Annotated in this window: 13 protein-coding genes; 5 read left to right on the top strand and 8 right to left on the bottom strand. The window is 72.4% G+C overall.

Going from position 1 to position 15,428, the window contains the following annotated elements; translation table 11 throughout:
* Positions 1-10: 10 nt before the first annotated feature.
* Positions 11-2,038, bottom strand: a complete 2,028-nt coding sequence (locus tag KIS93_RS28885) for a HelD family protein (protein ID WP_080044725.1) — start codon at positions 2,036-2,038, stop codon at positions 11-13.
* 129 nt (positions 2,039-2,167) lie between these two features.
* Between KIS93_RS28885 and KIS93_RS28880 the strand changes: the two genes are divergently transcribed.
* Positions 2,168-2,494 carry a hypothetical protein gene (locus KIS93_RS28880; RefSeq protein ID WP_080044727.1) on the top strand — a complete coding sequence of 109 codons (327 nt, stop codon included), beginning with the start codon at positions 2,168-2,170 and terminating at the stop codon, positions 2,492-2,494.
* Between the two features lie 204 nt (positions 2,495-2,698).
* Here the strand turns inward: KIS93_RS28880 and KIS93_RS28875 are convergent, their stop codons facing one another.
* The 3 genes from KIS93_RS28875 to KIS93_RS28865 form a co-directional block, all read right to left on the bottom strand.
* Complete coding sequence (locus KIS93_RS28875) at positions 2,699-4,345, bottom strand: DNA repair helicase XPB (protein WP_080044729.1); 1,647 nt, start codon at positions 4,343-4,345, stop codon at positions 2,699-2,701.
* 133 nt (positions 4,346-4,478) lie between these two features.
* On the bottom strand, positions 4,479-4,835 hold the full coding sequence (locus KIS93_RS28870; protein ID WP_080044731.1) for a hypothetical protein: 357 nt from the start codon (positions 4,833-4,835) through the stop codon (positions 4,479-4,481).
* An 86-nt stretch (positions 4,836-4,921) separates the two neighbouring features.
* A complete protein-coding gene (locus KIS93_RS28865) occupies positions 4,922-6,400 on the bottom strand; it encodes an AMP-binding protein (protein ID WP_230465753.1) in 1,479 nt (492 codons plus the stop codon).
* 308 nt (positions 6,401-6,708) lie between these two features.
* Between KIS93_RS28865 and KIS93_RS28860 the strand changes: the two genes are divergently transcribed.
* Positions 6,709-8,061: a hypothetical protein gene (locus KIS93_RS28860; RefSeq protein ID WP_080044734.1), complete on the top strand. Its 1,353-nt coding sequence runs from the start codon at positions 6,709-6,711 to the stop codon at positions 8,059-8,061.
* 23 nt (positions 8,062-8,084) lie between these two features.
* Here the strand turns inward: KIS93_RS28860 and KIS93_RS28855 are convergent, their stop codons facing one another.
* Positions 8,085-10,448, bottom strand: a complete 2,364-nt coding sequence (locus KIS93_RS28855) for a helicase C-terminal domain-containing protein (protein WP_080044735.1) — start codon at positions 10,446-10,448, stop codon at positions 8,085-8,087.
* 45 nt (positions 10,449-10,493) lie between these two features.
* On the opposite strand from KIS93_RS28855, the gene KIS93_RS28850 reads away from it, so the two are divergent.
* Positions 10,494-11,489, top strand: coding sequence for a serine/threonine-protein kinase (locus tag KIS93_RS28850; protein WP_155128942.1), 996 nt, complete (start codon positions 10,494-10,496; stop codon positions 11,487-11,489).
* On the opposite strand, the gene KIS93_RS28845 is transcribed toward KIS93_RS28850, so the two are convergent.
* Positions 11,482-12,099, bottom strand: coding sequence for a TetR/AcrR family transcriptional regulator (locus KIS93_RS28845; protein ID WP_080044737.1), 618 nt, complete (start codon positions 12,097-12,099; stop codon positions 11,482-11,484). The genes KIS93_RS28850 and KIS93_RS28845 overlap by 8 nt on opposite strands.
* A gap of 85 nt (positions 12,100-12,184) precedes the next feature.
* Positions 12,185-12,571, bottom strand: coding sequence for a hypothetical protein (locus KIS93_RS28840; protein ID WP_080044738.1), 387 nt, complete (start codon positions 12,569-12,571; stop codon positions 12,185-12,187).
* Positions 12,572-12,672: 101 nt separating this feature from the next.
* Here KIS93_RS28840 and KIS93_RS28835 point away from each other — a divergent pair, with 101 nt between their 5' ends.
* Together KIS93_RS28835 and KIS93_RS28830 are read left to right on the top strand one after the other, a co-directional pair.
* On the top strand, positions 12,673-13,293 hold the full coding sequence (locus KIS93_RS28835) for an HAD family hydrolase (RefSeq protein WP_222107650.1): 621 nt from the start codon (positions 12,673-12,675) through the stop codon (positions 13,291-13,293).
* A 93-nt stretch (positions 13,294-13,386) separates the two neighbouring features.
* Positions 13,387-13,782 (top strand): cold-shock protein, encoded by a 396-nt coding sequence (locus tag KIS93_RS28830; protein WP_080044739.1) that lies wholly within the window; start codon positions 13,387-13,389, stop codon positions 13,780-13,782.
* Positions 13,783-13,807: 25 nt separating this feature from the next.
* Here KIS93_RS28830 and KIS93_RS28825 read toward each other — a convergent pair whose 3' ends face one another.
* Positions 13,808-15,388, bottom strand: coding sequence for an MFS transporter (locus KIS93_RS28825; protein WP_080044740.1), 1,581 nt, complete (start codon positions 15,386-15,388; stop codon positions 13,808-13,810).
* Positions 15,389-15,428: the final 40 nt, after the last annotated feature.

The following is a 15,428-nucleotide window of genomic DNA, read 5'->3' as shown; positions in this document are numbered from 1 at the left end:
CCACCACCCGTCAGGCCGCCAATTGTTCGGGGAGTGGCTTGTCGTGCAGGACCGTCAGGGAGGTGACGGCGCGGGTGAGGACGACGTACAGGCGGGCCAGCCCGCGCGGCTCGGCCGCGACGATGTCGGCGGGTTCGACGACGATGACGTGGTCGTACTCGAGGCCCTTGGCCAGCGTGGCGGGGACGATGAGGAGGCGGTGTTCCTCGGCGGCGTCGGGGTCGAGGACGGCGTGCGGGAGGTCGGCCAGCGCCTTGGAGACGTCGGCGACCAGCGCGTCGGGGACGATCACGCCGATGGAGCCCTCCTTGGCCAGCGCCTCCTCGGCGGCCTGGGCGATCGCGAGGCCCTGCCGGATCGTGAGGGAGCCGGCGCCGGGCCGCAGCGAGCGGGGGGCGGCGAGGTCGGGGGCGATGGAGGGGAGGAGGCGGGCGGCGTAGTCGAGCACTTCGCGGGGGACGCGGAAGCCGAGCGTCAGCTCCGTGACCTCGCCTTCGGGCTGGCCGAGGTGTTCGAGCACCGACTTCCAGGAGCTGGTGGACCAGGGTGTGGTGCCCTGGGCGAGGTCGCCGAGGACGGTGGCGGAGCCGTTGCGGCAGCGCCGGCCGAGCGCCCTGAGCTGCATCTCCGACAGGTCCTGGGCTTCGTCCACGACGAGGTGGCCGAGTGAGGGCGTGCGTTCCATGAGGTCGCGCAGCTCGTCGAGGAGGGCCGCGTCGGCCGCCGACCATTTCGCGGACTTCCAGCTCCGGTACGGCTTGCGCCAGATGAGCAGCTCCTGCTCCTCAGCCGTCAGGTCGGTTTTGGCGGCCTGGGCGAGGAAGGCGGGGTCGGACAGGAGGCGGTGGAGCACCTGTTCGGGCGTCAGTTTCGGCCACACCGCGTCGACGAGCTGCTTGACGGGCTTCGAGCGAGCCACGGCGTCCTGGACGCGGTCGTCGGGCGACTCGCCGCGCTGCTCCATCCTGACCAGCACCATGTGGGCCAGGCGCTGGGCGAGCGCGGCCCGGCCGGGGTTGTAGCGGGTGGTGCCGCGCAGGGAGGCCACGATCTCGCGGACCTCGTAGTCGGCCACCCGGTAGCGGTAGGCGCCCTTGGTGAACACCACGCCCTCGGTCGGCTTGACGATGTGCAGCCAGAGGGCGCGTTCGAGGACGGCGGCCATCCTGGCGTCGCCCTTCACGGCGGAGACGAGCGGGTCTTCGGGGGCCGCGTGCTCGCCGAGCAGGCCGGCGACGGTGGTCTGGTCGACCTTGACCTCGCCGAGGGCGGGCAGGACGGAGGAGATGTAGGACAGGAAGGCCCGGTTCGGCCCGACGATCATGACGCCGGACCTGGCCAGCCGCTCGCGGTGGGTGAACAGCAGGTAGGCGGCGCGGTGCAGGCCGACGGCGGTCTTCCCGGTGCCGGGGGCGCCCTGGACGCACACGGTCTGCGCGAGCGTGGAGCGGACGATCTCGTCCTGGTCGGGCTGGATGGTGGCGACGATGTCGCGCATGGGGCCGGTGCGGGGGCGCTCGATCTCCTCGGTGAGGATCTTCGAGGGGCCGATCTCGACGCCTTCGCCGAGCGGTTCGTCCTCGAACGCGGTCAGCTCGCCGCCGTGGTAGCCGAAGCGGCGCCGGCGCACGATGCCCATGGGGTCGGCCGGGCTGGCCTGGTAGAAGGCGCGGGAGACGGGCGCCCGCCAGTCGATGACCAGCGGCTTGCTGTGGCCGTCGTGCACGTGGCGGCGGCCGACGTAGATGGTGGCGGGCAGCTCGGCCTGCTCCTCGCCGCTCTCGTCCCGCGCGTCGGGGGCGCGGTCGAGGCGGCCGAAGAACAGCGGGGTGTCGGGGTGGTCGGCGAGCGCGGCCACCCGCTGGTCGAGCAGCGACTGGAGGATCTGCTGGGACACCCAGTCGCCGGCCGCGTCGGCGGACAGCGACTGCGCGTGGGCGCGCATGGCTTTGAGCGCGGCTCGTGATTCGGCGAGGTGGGCCTGCTCGGCGGCCAGGACGTCGGTGGGTATGTCCGGGGCCAACTCGTGCGTGGGCATGCGAAAGCGCCTCCCTGGTGAGATACGGAGGTGGTCAAAGGCAGCGAATCGGCCAGTCTAGTAGGGATTTCCGCACGCATCCAAAGCATTTACCGGCGCCCGGCTGGGTAGGCATAGGAGGTGGCGCGGGTGCAGCTTCGTTTCTCGCCGATCATCCCCACGATCGCGAGCTTCCTGCTCGCGGCGTTGTGGGGTCTGTCGGTGTTCGCGGGGTGGGGGCTGGAGGCGTTCTGCGCGGGCGGCGAGGCGCCCGCCGCGTGCTCGCAGCGGCTCGGCGCGGTCTCCACCGTGTCGGGGCTGTTCGCCGCGCTGGCCGCCTGCTGCACGGTGGCGGCATGGCTGCTTCCCTGGTCCAGGCAGGATTCGCGGGCGTTCGCGCAGCTCATGGGCGCGGGGGTGCTGGCGTGGATCGCGGCCGAGGGCGTGTTGTTCCTCGGGGGCATGCTCGTCCGCTGATCCGAGCAAGCTGCAACGAACCTGGGAATACCGAAAAAATCGGGCATATCAGGTGGGTTTGTCGGATCATGGGGGTATGTCGCAGGCGGCGTGATAGTACGCAGGTGAGGGGGGTGGTTCGAATGTCGGCCCGCGGAGTCTCGTGGACGTGACGCCACGATGAATGCCTGGCCGCTCAGGACGAGCGGCCGGGCATCACAACCGTCACACCCCGCCCATCACGTCGTCGGCGTCGATGATCTGGTACGCGTACCCCTGCTCGGCCAGGAACCGCTGCCGGTGCGCCGCGAACTCCTGGTCCACCGTGTCGCGGCTGACCACGGTGTAGAACCGCGCGCCCCCGCCGTCGGACTTGGGCCGCAGCACCCGTCCGAGCCGCTGGGCCTCCTCCTGGCGCGAGCCGAACGTGCCCGACACCTGGATCGCGACCGTCGCCTCCGGCAGGTCGATGGAGAAGTTCGCCACCTTCGACACCACCAGCACCTGGATCTCCTTGTCGCGGAAGGCCTGGTAGAGCCGCTCGCGCTCCTTCACTCGCGTCTCGCCCTTGATGACGGGCGCGTTGAGGTGCTCGCCGAGCTCGTCGAGCTGGTCGATGTACTGGCCGATGACCAGCACCTGCTCGCCCAGGTGGCGGCGGACCAGCGCCTCGGTCACGTGCGTCTTCGACGGCGTGGTGGCGCAGAAGCGGTAACGCTCCTCCGACTCGGCCATCGCGTACGCCAGCCGCTCCTCGTCCGTCAGCGTGACGCGCACCTCGACGCAGTCGGCCGGCGCGATCCAGCCCTGGTTCTCCATCTCCTTCCAGGGCGCGTCGTAACGCTTGGGGCCGATCAGGGAGAACACGTCGCCCTCGCGGCCGTCCTCGCGCACCAGCGTCGCGGTCAGCCCGACCCGCCGGCGGGCCTGGAGGTCGGCGGTCATCCGGAAGATCGGCGCGGGCAGCAGGTGCACCTCGTCGTAGACGATGAGCCCCCAGTCGCGGGCGTCGAACAGCTCCAGATGGCTGTAGACGCCCTTACGCCGGGTGGTCATCACCTGGTAGGTGGCGATGGTGACCGGGCGGATCTCCTTCTTGTTGCCGGAGTACTCGCCGATCTCGTCCTCGGTCAGCGACGTGCGCTTGATCAGCTCGGTCTTCCACTGGTGGGCGGAGACCGTGTTGGTGACCAGGATCAGCGTGGTGGCCTGGGCCTGCGCCATCGCGGCGGCGCCGACGATGGTCTTGCCCGCGCCGCAGGGCAGCACGACCACGCCCGAGCCGCCGTTCCAGAACGCCTCGGCCGCCTCACGCTGGTACGGCCGCAGCGACCAGCCGTCCTCGCGCAACGTGATGGGGTGGGCCTCGCCGTCGACGTAGCCGGCCAGGTCTTCGGCCGGCCAGCCCAGCTTGAGCAGGGCCTGCTTGACGTTGCCGCGGTCGCTCGGGTGCACGACGACGGAGTCGTCGCCGAGCCGCTCGCCCAGCATCGGCTGGATCTTCTTGGAGCGCAGCACCTCTTCGAGCACGGCCCGGTCGGTGGAGGTCAGGACGAGCCCGTGGACGGGGTCCTTCTCCAGCCGCAGCCGCCCGTAGCGGGCCATCGTCTCGGCGACGTCCACCAGCAGCGCGTGCGGCACCGGGTAGCGGCTGAAGCCGATGAGCGCGTCGATGACCTGCTCGGCGTCGTGGCCGGCGGCGCGCGCGTTCCACAGCGCCAGCGGGGTGACGCGGTAGGTGTGCACGTGTTCGGGCGCGCGTTCGAGCTCGGCGAACGGCGCGATCGCCTTACGACAGGCGTCGGCCCGCTCGTGGTCGACCTCGAGCAGCAGCGTCTTGTCCGACTGGACGATCAGCGGTCCATCGCTCACTGGCAGTCTCCGTGGGGTTTCGGACGGGGGCCTGGCGCAACAGGACCATCGTCTCGCGATCCCGGCGCCCCCGCTCCGACTCTCCAACAACGGGCGGGCCAGGATTAGTCCTCAGGATCGCCTGGTCGCGTGGTCAGCGGTCGTCGAAGGCGCCGCTGACGCCGAGGACGATGAACGTGCCGATGGTGAGCACGAAGCCGACCCCGAACAGGATCCAGCTCCACATCACCATGGTGCGGGCCGTGCCCGGCTCGTGGCTGGACTTGCCGATGGCCAGGCCGGCCAGGATCGCGCCCGGCAGGGCCAGGACGTTGCAGCAGGAGACGAGCGCGAAGATGTTGAGCACGAGGGCGACGATCGCGTTGGCGCTCGGCCCGTTGCCGCGCGGAGGAGGCGGCGGGTAGCCGTAACCGTACGGCGGAGGCGGCTGCTCGCCGTAGGGGGCGCCATAAGGCTGGTACGGATATCCCGACGGGTCACCCTGACTCATGTTCACCTCCAGACAGGTCAACACTTATCACGGAATTGACACGCGTCTGACCGAGAGCACGAGATGGGTCCGGCTCGGCGGGCGGCTCAGCCGAGCATGCCCCGCAGCGCCTTGCGGTCGAGCTTGAGCACGCTGGTCAGGGGCACGGAGTCGACGAAGCGCACCTCGCGCGGGTACTTCACCCGCCCCACGCGCTCGCGGGCCCACTCGATCAGCTCCTCGGCCGTCACCGTAGCATCCCGCCTGAGCTGAACGAACGCCACGACCTCCTCGCCGAGGCGGGGGTCGGGCCGGCCCACGACGCCGGACACGACGACGTCGGGGTGCCGGTCGAGGGCGTCCTCGACGTCGCGGGGGAACACGTTGAAGCCGCCGCGGATGATCAGGTCCTTCTTCCTGTCCACGATGTAGAGGTAGCCGTCGTCGTCCACGCACCCGATGTCGCCGGTGCGCAGCTCCTTGCCGACCAGCGCGGTGCCGTCGGGGTCGGGCTCGCGCTCGCCCCAGTAGCCGAGCATCAGGGAGTCGCCGGAGACGCAGATCTCGCCGACGTCGCCGGGCTCCACCTCCTCGCCGTCGTTGTCGCGGATGGTGATCGTGTAGCCGGCCAGCGGCAGGCCGACGCTGCCGACCCGGCGCCGGCCCGGCGGGTTGAACGTGGTGACCGCGCTGGTCTCGGTCAGCCCGTACCCCTCCAGGATCTGCACGCCCGGCATCCTGCGCTCGAACTCCTCCAGCGTCCGCCTGCCCAGCGGCGCCGCGCCGCAGGTCAGGTAGGCGAGGTCGGGCAGCGGGTGCTCTTCGAGCGGCTCGGCGAGCAGGGAGTGGATCATGGAGGGCACGACGGTGCCGTAGTGCACGTGCTGCTCGGCGGCCAGCCGCAGGAACTCGCGCGGGTCGAACCAGCGCGTCAGCACCGCCTGCTGCGGCTCGCTCGCGTGCAGCGAGGCGATCGTGACGATCAGTCCGTACGAGTGCGTCAGCGGCACCGGCACCAGCGCCCGGTTCCTGCCTTCCTGGTGGGACAGCTCGAAGGCGTCCTTGGCCACGTGCCACAGGCCGTGGTGGCTGAGCATGACGCCCTTGGCCCTGCCGGTCGTGCCGCCGGTGTAGAGGAGCGCGGCCAGGTCGTCGGGGTCGCGGGCGACGGGGCCGCGTTCGGCCGCGCGTTCCAGCTCGCGGGTGTCCACGTGGACGGGGAGGTCGACGTTCGCGGCGCGTACGGTGCCGGCCAGCTCGGGTGAGGTGACGACGGCGGCGGCGCCGCTGTCGAGCAGGACGTGGCGCAGCTCCTCCGGCCCCACCAGGAACACGACCGGCGTCACCACCGCGCCCGCCGCCCACAGGGCCTGGTAGACGATCGGCACCTCGGGGGAGTTGGCCATCATGACGGCCACCCGGTCTCCTGGCCGGATGCCCGCCTCGGTGAAGCCGCCGCACATCCGGCGCGCCCGCTCGGCGAGCGTGTGGCTGCGGTGCCAGACGCCTTCGTAGTACATGGAGTCGTGGTCGTCGAACCGGCTCCACGACTCCTCCGCCAGCCTGCCCAGCGTTTGCTCGGTCACATGCACAACCTGATGCGTGTGAGGAGCCGCAGTCAAGCCTCGGCTCTCTTGACTAGTCATTGTGGATGGTGTTCTTGTAGCCCGTAAATAGGCATAAAGCTTCCTCTATCGCCATTCGTGTTTTCATGTCGCTCTAGATCGTGTAAAGGTGGGGTACCAAGGGTCGCAAGGCGGTCCTGGCCGCCTGTCTCCGCAGTTCAGGAGCGGAGTGGTGACGCTCGGTAACGTGCGTCGATAACGCGAAGAAACTCGTTGTCTCGTCGTAATTCCTGTAGAAAAGTTTCCAGTCAGACCTCCGAGGTGGCTCCGTGACCGAAACGCCTGAAGCGGGCGAGATCGACCTCGACAACATGACGCTCATGGGGAGCCACCTCGCGGTCACCGGGCACCTGCGCGCCATCACCGGGCCGGCCACCGGACAGCTGACCCGGCGGGAGGCCGACACGCTGCTCCGCTCGTACCTGGAGCCCCGCGGCTTCTCCGAGGCGGTGCGCCGGCTGGCCACCCGGCACCTGCTCATCCTCGTCGGCGAGCACGACACCGGGCGGCGGCTCGGAGCGCTGGCGCTGCTGTCGCGCATGTCGCTGGCCGTGAGCACGATCACCGTGCTGTCGCCCGCCGCCGGCGCCGCTGACCTGCTGACCGGCACCGAGTACAAGCCGGGCCGGGCGTACCTGCTGCACGACTGGATCACCGCCGGCACCGACCGCACCGAGCTGGTCAACCTGGCCCGCAAGCTGGCCGAGCTGGGCTCGTACCTCGTGATCACCAGGAGCGGCGGCCCGTCGCAGGCCGTCGAGGTCGAGCACGCCTGGGCCGCGCCCGAGCCCGGCGAGCTGTTCGACCTGTGCCTGCGCGCCTACGGCCGGCGCGCCGGGCTGCGGCCCGACGAGCTGACCCGCGCCAGGGAGCTGGCGCGGACGCTGCCGACGCCCGCCGAGGTCGTCCGCCTGGCCGCGCGACTGTCGCCCGGCGGCGAGCCCGCCGGCGAGGAGGTGACGGCCTGGCTCGACACCAAGCCGCCCATGCGCGAGGTGCTGGCCGTGGCGGCGCTCGCCTTCACGCACCGGCTGGCCGAGCCCGCCTTCGGCGAGCAGCTCGCCCGGCTCGAACGCCTCTGCCAGGAGATCGGCCACCGCCCCGCCGGCGGCCCGCTGATCGGCGTCGAGGACGGGCTCGTCACCTTCCGCGCCCCCCACCAGCGGGCGCGGGTGCTGGCCGAGCTGGTCGCCCGGTACGGGTTCGGGCTGTGGCAGCCGCTGCGCGAATGGGTCAGGTCGCTGCCCGGGCAGGGGCCGGCCGTCCAGGTACGGGCGGCGGAGGGCGTGGCGCTGCTGGCCCGGCACTCCATGAAGGAGGCGCGGCAGGAGTTCCTGGAGGTCTGGGCCCGGGGGAGCGCGGCCGAGCGGGTGGCGGCGGCCAACGTGCTGTCGTACCTGTGCGCCGACGACACCCTCGCCCCCGAGGCGCTCGGCATCGCGCTGGGCTGGGCCGCCGACCCGCACGACATCCGGGCGACGGCGGCGGCCGTGGCGCTGGGCGGCGGGCTGTCGGTGCGCTACCCCGACGACTGCGCCCGGGTGCTGCGCCGCCTGGAGACGCTGGGCGGCCCCGCGGCGGCGGTGGCCGCCCAGTCACTCAAAAGCCTGCCCGCCCGGTGATGGTGGGGCAGGGTGATGGGGGGTCAGAGACCGGCGACGCCCGTGATGCGGTGCAGGGCGAAGCGGTGCACGGCCGCGCGCGTCTCGTCGTACGCCGTCAGGTAGCCGCCCTCCATGCGCGCCGGCTCCAGGATGCGTGAGGTCGCGTTGCCCTGCGAGTCGAGGTACCCGATCCACACCCGCACGCCCTGCTTGATCGCCTCCTGCAGCGCCGAGATCGTGGCCGTGGCGGGCCCGCGCGGCACCTGGCCGCCAGGCGCGTCCACCGGCTCGCGGCGGGCCAGGTGGGCGGCGTCGCCGGCCCGCAGCGCCCGCACGGCCGCCGCCGCCACCTCGGGGTCGAGGCCGTTGGGCGAGGCCACGGCGCGGGCCGGCGCCACACCCTCGGTGCGCCGGCTTTCGAGCTGCGAGATGATCACGTCGCCGTCGAGCGACTCGGCGACCGGCGCGTACCCCATGGCCCGCAGCGAGTCGACCAGCGCCGCCCTGGACGAGCGGGAGGCGATCACGGTCGGCGCGAGCCGGCGCAGCCGCAGCGCGGCCGAGCGGCGGTCGGCGGTGATCTGGTCGAGCAGCGCGGGGTCGTCGCAGCGGATGTACGCGCTCGCCGTGCCCACGCGGATGCGCCCGTGCCGCCTGGCCACGTCCGTCACCAGGTACGACAGCGCCTGCGGCACCGGCGTGGCCGAATGCCTGGCCAGCATCGCGACCAGCTCCTCGCCGCCGTGCCCCGCGTCGAGCGCCCGCCGGATCGAGCTCTCGCTGAACCGGTAGACCGTGGCGCCGCCCTTCGACTCGACGTCGGCGGTGAGCGTCATCCAGCGGTTGAGCTCGCTCGTCAGCGGCCCCGGCGCGACCGCGGTGAGGTCGGCCTGCAGCAGCACGTGATCGACCGGCTCGGGCAGCAGCGGCGCCAGCACCTCGGCCGCGTCGCCGCCCTCGACCAGCGCCCGCCCGTGCCCGGACAGGGCGCCCAGCCCCGTCACGCCGACCTGCTCGGCCTCCCGAAGCGTGAAGTCGACGAGCTGCTCGCGCAGCGGCCCCCGGCGGCGCGGCTGCTCCCACGCCAGCCGTTCGAGCACGGAGTCGCGGTCGGGCGCCAGGCCCGGCGCGGCGGCCAGCACGCCCAGCGCGGCCGCCCTGACCCCCGGCGCGGAGGAGCGGCGCAGGTCGGTGTGCAGGGCGTTGAGCGGCCGGTCGCGGTCGTCGCGCTCGCCGACCAGGCCGGGCACCCGGTCCATGTGCAGCCACGTGGCGGCCAGCGTCGTCCAGCGGTCGGCGGTGGGCCGCACCCGCCACAGGTCGTAGCCGGAGGTCGGCAGCCACTCGCCGTCGACGCCGCCGCCCGCCGCGATCAGCCCGGCCGCGTGCGCGACCTCGACCACCAGCGCCGTCACCCACTCCGGCAGGTCCAGCTCGCCCGCCGTCCGCTTCAGGTCGCGCACCCCCAGCCCGCCGGTGCGCAGCACGCCCGGCGGCTCCACGCTCCACCGCTCGCACAGCTCCTCGACGGCCCTGACGAACGAGAACGCCTGCCCCGCCGCCGTGCGGTCGGCCAGGCTCGTGTCACGGGTGGCGCCGGTCAGCGGCGGCGGCACCGCCAGCAGGTCGCGGTGCACCCGGCCGCCCCGCAGGAACAGGCCGACCTCGCGGGGCAGCGTCACGCTCTCCTCGCCCGTGGCGGCCAGCAGGCCGCGCGCGAGCAGCTCCTCGATGGGGGAGCGGGCCGAGGCCACCCGCACCTCGCGCCTGGCGTTCGGCACGCGGCCGGTCGGCGGGCCCCACACGAGCTGGTCGAGCGCCGCCCGCGCCTCGGGCGAGACCGACTCGACCAGCGCGGCCGGCCGCGCCAGCGCCGCCGCCAGCCGCTCCTTGCCCGACCCCGGCGTGCCGGGCGCGACGTCGTCGGCCATCTCGTCGAGCTGCTCCGGCGCGTGATGCCGGAACGCGTCGGCCGCCCTCGGGCCCAGCCCCGCCGGGTCGTCGAGCACCTTGCGCACGCCGGGGCCCAGCTCCAGCGCGTCGTCCGGCCCGTAGACCAGCGCCAGGTCGCGCAGCCTGTCGAGCGCCGTGGACAGCGCGGGCTCCGGATCCCGGCCCTCGGCGGGCTTTTGACGCGCGCTGTCATCGGACGCCAGCGCCCTCCCGACGAGGTCGCGCAGCGCGTCCTTCGAGATCGGCTCCTCCCGCACCGCCAGCGTCTCCACCACGGCCAGCGTGAACCGGTCGAGCCGGTCCAGCACCCTGCCGATCGCCGAAGGACTGGCGGCCCGCGAGGCGAGGCCCTCCAGATGCGCGGGCACCGGAGTGATCAACTCGGGACGCGCGGAGACGAGCGCCCGCAGCTGTTCGTCGGTGCGCCCCCTGATCCACTCCGTGAACTCCATCGTTGCCATGGTATGTCCCCCCTGATTGGGGCAGCATTGCTAGGCGTGATAGAGCGCGCGGACCAGCTCGTGCTGAACTACGTCTCGAAGGCGGCCGACGCCGCCCACGGCGTGCTCCGGCCCGACCAGCGGCTCGACTTCGCCAAGCGGCTGCGCGCCAGGATCGAGATCGAGCGGCGCGGCAGCCAGAGCGCCCGCGAGGTGGCGAAGGTGCTGGCCCGCTTCGGCGATCCGGCCGCGCTGGTCGAGCGGGAGGTCAGGCGGCTGGCCGAGCGCGGCGTCCCGACGGGACGCGACCTGGCCCGCACGGGCGCGCCGGGCGCGTCGGGCGTTTCGGGTGCGTCGGGCGGGCCCGGCACTCCGGGCGCGCCGGCCGGGCTTGTCACGGCTCCGGACGGATCGGCGGAAGGCGCGCCGGGAGCGCGAGCGGAAGGCCCGTCCGGGACGCGGGTGGAAGGCGCGTCCGGGACGCGGGCGGAGGGACCCTCGGGGACGCGGGAGTTCCCCGCGATCGTGGACGACCGGGACGGGCCGCCCGGCGTCCGCGCGTACCGGAGGATCGCCCAGGACCGGCTCGACCGGCGGCGGGAGGGCCGCGGGCTGCCGTTCGCGGGGCTGCGCAGGGCGGCCATGTCGAGCGCCAACCCGATGGCCACCGGCGGCCGGGACGCCAGGACCATCGTCAAGGAGCACCCCCGCGACGTCGCCGCCATGGTGATCCTGGTCGTGGCGGCGCTGCTGGTGCCGGTCGACCTGCCGCCGCTGGCCATCTTCGAGGTGCCCCTGGTGGTGTGGGCGGTGGGGGCGGCGCTGGTGCTGCTCGGCGACGGCTGGAACGCCCGCGACAAGTTCCTCGGGATCGGCGCGCCGCTGCTGGGCTACTCGGTGGGCGGCGTGGTCATCGGCGGCCTGCGGGTGGGGATCGAGGCGGGGCTGCAGGCGTTCGTCCAGCAGTTCTTCGACGTCAGCGGCACCATGTTCATGATCGGTACGGGGGTCGGCGTCGTCTGGCTGGCCTACCGGCTGCTCGACGTCAGCTGACCGGCGCGGGGCTGGGCAGCAGGCCGACCGCCAGGCGTACCCAGGCGGCCACGAACTGGTCCTTCTCCGCGTGCCCCGGCAGCTCGCCCACCGTCTCCTGGAACAGCCGGTAGTGCACCACGGAGCCCCCGAGCACGGTCGCGATGCCCGCCCAGTCGAGCTTGACGTCGCGGTACTCGGGCTGTGCCTGGAACCAGGTCACGATGGCGTCGAACATGGGCTGCAGCAGCCCCTCGCGCACGACCGCGACGAGCTCGGGGAACTGGCTCAGGTCGCGGAAGAAGACCCGGGTCAGCTCCGACTCCTCGCGCACCTTGGCCAGGCCGGCGCGGCACACGTGGGCCAGCCGTTCCTCCAGGTCCACCGACGCTTCCATGCTGCTCAGCTCGGCCAGGCTGCCGGCCACCTGGAGGCGGGTCCTGCTGGCGTGCTCGTTGATGGCGGCGGCCAGCACCTCGTACTTGGACTTGAAGTGCCGGTAGAGCCCGCCGGCGCCGGGAGACAGCCCTGAGGCGGCCTCGATCTCGGCCACGGATGTGGCGGAGTAACCCCGCTCGGCGAACAGCCTCAGGGCCTCATCGATGATCCGCTCACGGGTCGATCTGCTCATATCTACGGTGATACCTCCGTAAGGAGAGTAATCGTTGCCGCGAGTCGCGCTTCAGCGGCACGCGGCAAGGGCCGGACTTTGCACGTCAGGAGCCCGCGCGCCGGATCAGGCCGGCCACGGCGGAGCCGAGGATCAGCCAGACGACGGCGGCGAGCCCGTAGTTGACCAGCGCCGTCCAGCGCGGGTCGGCGAGCTGGAAGAGGTTGGCCAGGCCCAGCGACAGCCACGAGGCGAGCAGCTCGACGAGCTGGTACCAGACGTTGCCGGGGTTGGCCTTGAGCGCGGTGAAGAGCGCGTAGAGCACGAGGGCCAGCGCGGCGACCCTGCTGAGCAGCCGGACCAGGCCGGCCAGGAGGGCGGCGGCGCGCCGGCGGACGCTCACGGGGCGCCCGCCGGGCAGGGCCGGGCGGTGGGGGCGGGGCGCGGCGGAGGAGGCGACGAGCCGGTCGCCGGGCTCAGGGGTGTCGGTCACGGCGGCTCCTCTCCGATAAGTAACTCCTTTCTTCCCATTTCTCTTGCCGTGGAACAAGGGCCGTTACCGCGGGTAGGAGCTCGTTTGGCATCCTGCAGCATGTGAAGACTTCGGTGGGATTCGACCTTGACATGACATTGGCCGACACGCGGGCGGGCATCGCGGCCGTTTACGACGAGCTGGCCGTGCGATTGGGCGTGCCATTTGACAGTGCGGCGATCGTGCGCCGGTTGGGGCCGCCGCTGGAGGTCGAGCTGGCCAACTGGTTGCCGGCGGAGGAGGTCCCGGCCGCCGCCGACCTCTATCGCGAGATATATCCGGAAATGGGGGTTCCGGTGCACACGGCCATGCCCGGTGCCCACGAGGCCATCGAGGCCGTACGCCGGGCCGGCGGCGGCGTGATCGTCGTGACGGGCAAGAACGTCCGCGACGCCAAGGGCACGGTCAAGACACTGGGGCTCGACGTGGACGAAGTGGTCGGCTCGGTTTTCGGCCCCGACAAGGGATCGGCACTCGCGCGCTTCGGCGCGGCGGCTTATGTTGGTGACCATGTCGCGGACATCCAGGCGGCACGCGCGGGCGGCGCCGTGAGCGTGACAGTCGCTACCGGTCCTTACACCGTGGGAGAGCTGCGTGATCACGGAGCAGATGTGGCACTGGGCGACCTGACCGAATTCGCCGCCTGGTTCGCCGGTTGGCAGCCCCATGACGCGCTTCGGTAATTGTCCGGCATTTACCCGGTCGCCCCGCCGCGGCGCGGGGCATAACCTACATCCATCCATCCTTCTTTTCGACTGTTTGAACGAGGTCCTCCTGTGCCGAGTGGCAAGGTCAAGTGGTACGACGCCGACAAGGGTTTCGGCTTCCTCACCCGCGACGACGGCGGTGAGGTCTTCGTGCATTCATCCGCGCTGCCCGCGGGCGCGGGCGCGCTCAAGCCCGGCCAGAAGGTCGAGTTCGGCGTGGCCGAGGGCCGCAGGGGCCAGCAGGCGCTGTCCGTCAGGATCCTGGACCAGCCGCCGACCCTGGCCAAGACGAAGCCGAAGGGCAAGCGGAAGAAGCCGGACGAGATGGTGGTCATCGTCGAAGACCTGATCAAGCTGCTCGACGGGGTCTCGACCTCGTACCAGCGGGGCAAGCACCCTGAGGCGGCGCACGCCAAGAAGATCGCCCAGGTGCTGCGCGCGGTGGCCGACGACCTCGACGCCTGACACCGGCCCGTCCTGGCGGGGCGGGTCAGCCGTTCGGGTTGGTGAGGGGTTTGGTGGGGTCGAGCTTGGCGGGCGGCTCGTCCTGCACGTCCGGCTCGGGGTACGGGGCGGTCTCGGGATGGGCGGCGGCGGCTTCGGCCGTGGTTTCTGCGGCGGCCTCGGCGCGGCGGCGGCGCAGGTCGGCCTTCGTCGCGCGCACCCGCTTCCCGCGCGCGACCAGCAGCCACCCCAGCGCCCCCGTCAGCACGACCGACAGCGTCACCAGCCCCGCCAGGCTGCTGCGGCCGAGCGAGAGCACCAGCCCCACCAGCCCGCCGAACACCCAGGCGAGCTGCAGCACGGCCTCCACCACCCCGAACGTCGAGGACCGCACCTCCTCGCCGATCTCCCGCTGCACGATCGCGTCGAGCGCCAGCTTGCCCAGCTCCTGCGCGAACGCCGCCACCAGCGAGATCAGCAGCGCCGTCCACACCCCGAAGAAGACCGCGCTGACGACGGTGGTGACCGCCGTGATGGCGAGCGTGACCAGCACGATGAGCTGCGGCGCGTGGTTGCGCGTCCAGTTGGCCACCGCGGCCCCCGCCAGGCCGCCCAGCCCGGCCGCGCCCGCCAGCAGCGCGATCGTCTTGGGGATGTCGAAGAACGGGTCGTGCGCCCACGGCTCGGCGGCGGCCAGCCACGGCACCGCTTTGTCCTGCACCAGGAACAGCAGGAAGAACAGCAGGAAGCCGGAGAAGACGCGCACGGCCACGTTCGCCCAGACGGCCTCGGCCACGGCCGGCCCCACCTTAAGCAGGGTGCGCCAGCGCGGGGCGGCGCCCTCCTCCTCGGTGTCGGGGGAGTCGACGTGCCGCGGCAGGCGTACCGCGACGACGCCGAGCAGCAGGAAGGCCACCATGGCGACGCGCAGGATCACCGCGCTGCCCAGCCACGCGGTCAGGCCCGCGCCGACCGGCACCGCCACCCCGGCCGAGACCAGCGTGAACAGCGCCACCCGCGCGTTCGCCGACACGAGCGTGATGTCGGCAGGCAGCACGCTCGGCATGATCGCCGCCCGCGACACGTTGTACGCCTTCGACAGCACCAGCACGCCCAGCGCCCCGATGAACAGCGTCGGCAGGTCGCCGGGCCCCACGGCCGCCGCCATGGCGAAGCACAGCAGGCCGCGCCCGAACAGCGTGCCCGCCATCACGTAGCGCCGCCCCGACCTGAACCGGTCGAGTATCGGCCCCACGAACGGCGCGAGCAGCCCGAACGGCAACATCGTGATGACGAGGTAGAGGGCGACCGAGCCGCGCGCCTCGCCCACCGGCACGCCGAAGAAGACGGTGCTGGCCAGCGCCACCGTGACGAGCGCGTCACTGGCGCTGTTGCCGGCCGACAGCTCGATCAGCCGGCCGAGCCCGGTGCGGCCCGCGCCGCCCGCGTACGTGAGCCTGCGGGTGGCCTTGCCGACCTTGCGCGCTCCTTTGGCGGTGGCCCGGCCGGCCCGTGCGGTGCCGCTGGCGGTGGCCTTGCCGGCGCGCACGGTGGCGCGTCCGGCGCCGGCGGCGCCGTGCGCCACGCGCCGGGAGATGTGGCGTGCCCGCTCCCAGCCTCCCTCCACGGTTACCAGTCTTACCCGATCCTGGCCCGATCTCAGCCGT

Source organism: [Actinomadura] parvosata subsp. kistnae (assembly GCF_900323885.1).
Classification (GTDB): Bacteria; Actinomycetota; Actinomycetes; order Streptosporangiales; family Streptosporangiaceae; genus Nonomuraea; species Nonomuraea composti.
The sequence above is the reverse complement of the archived record's forward strand: the minus strand, read 5'-3'. Positions and strand labels throughout refer to the sequence as shown.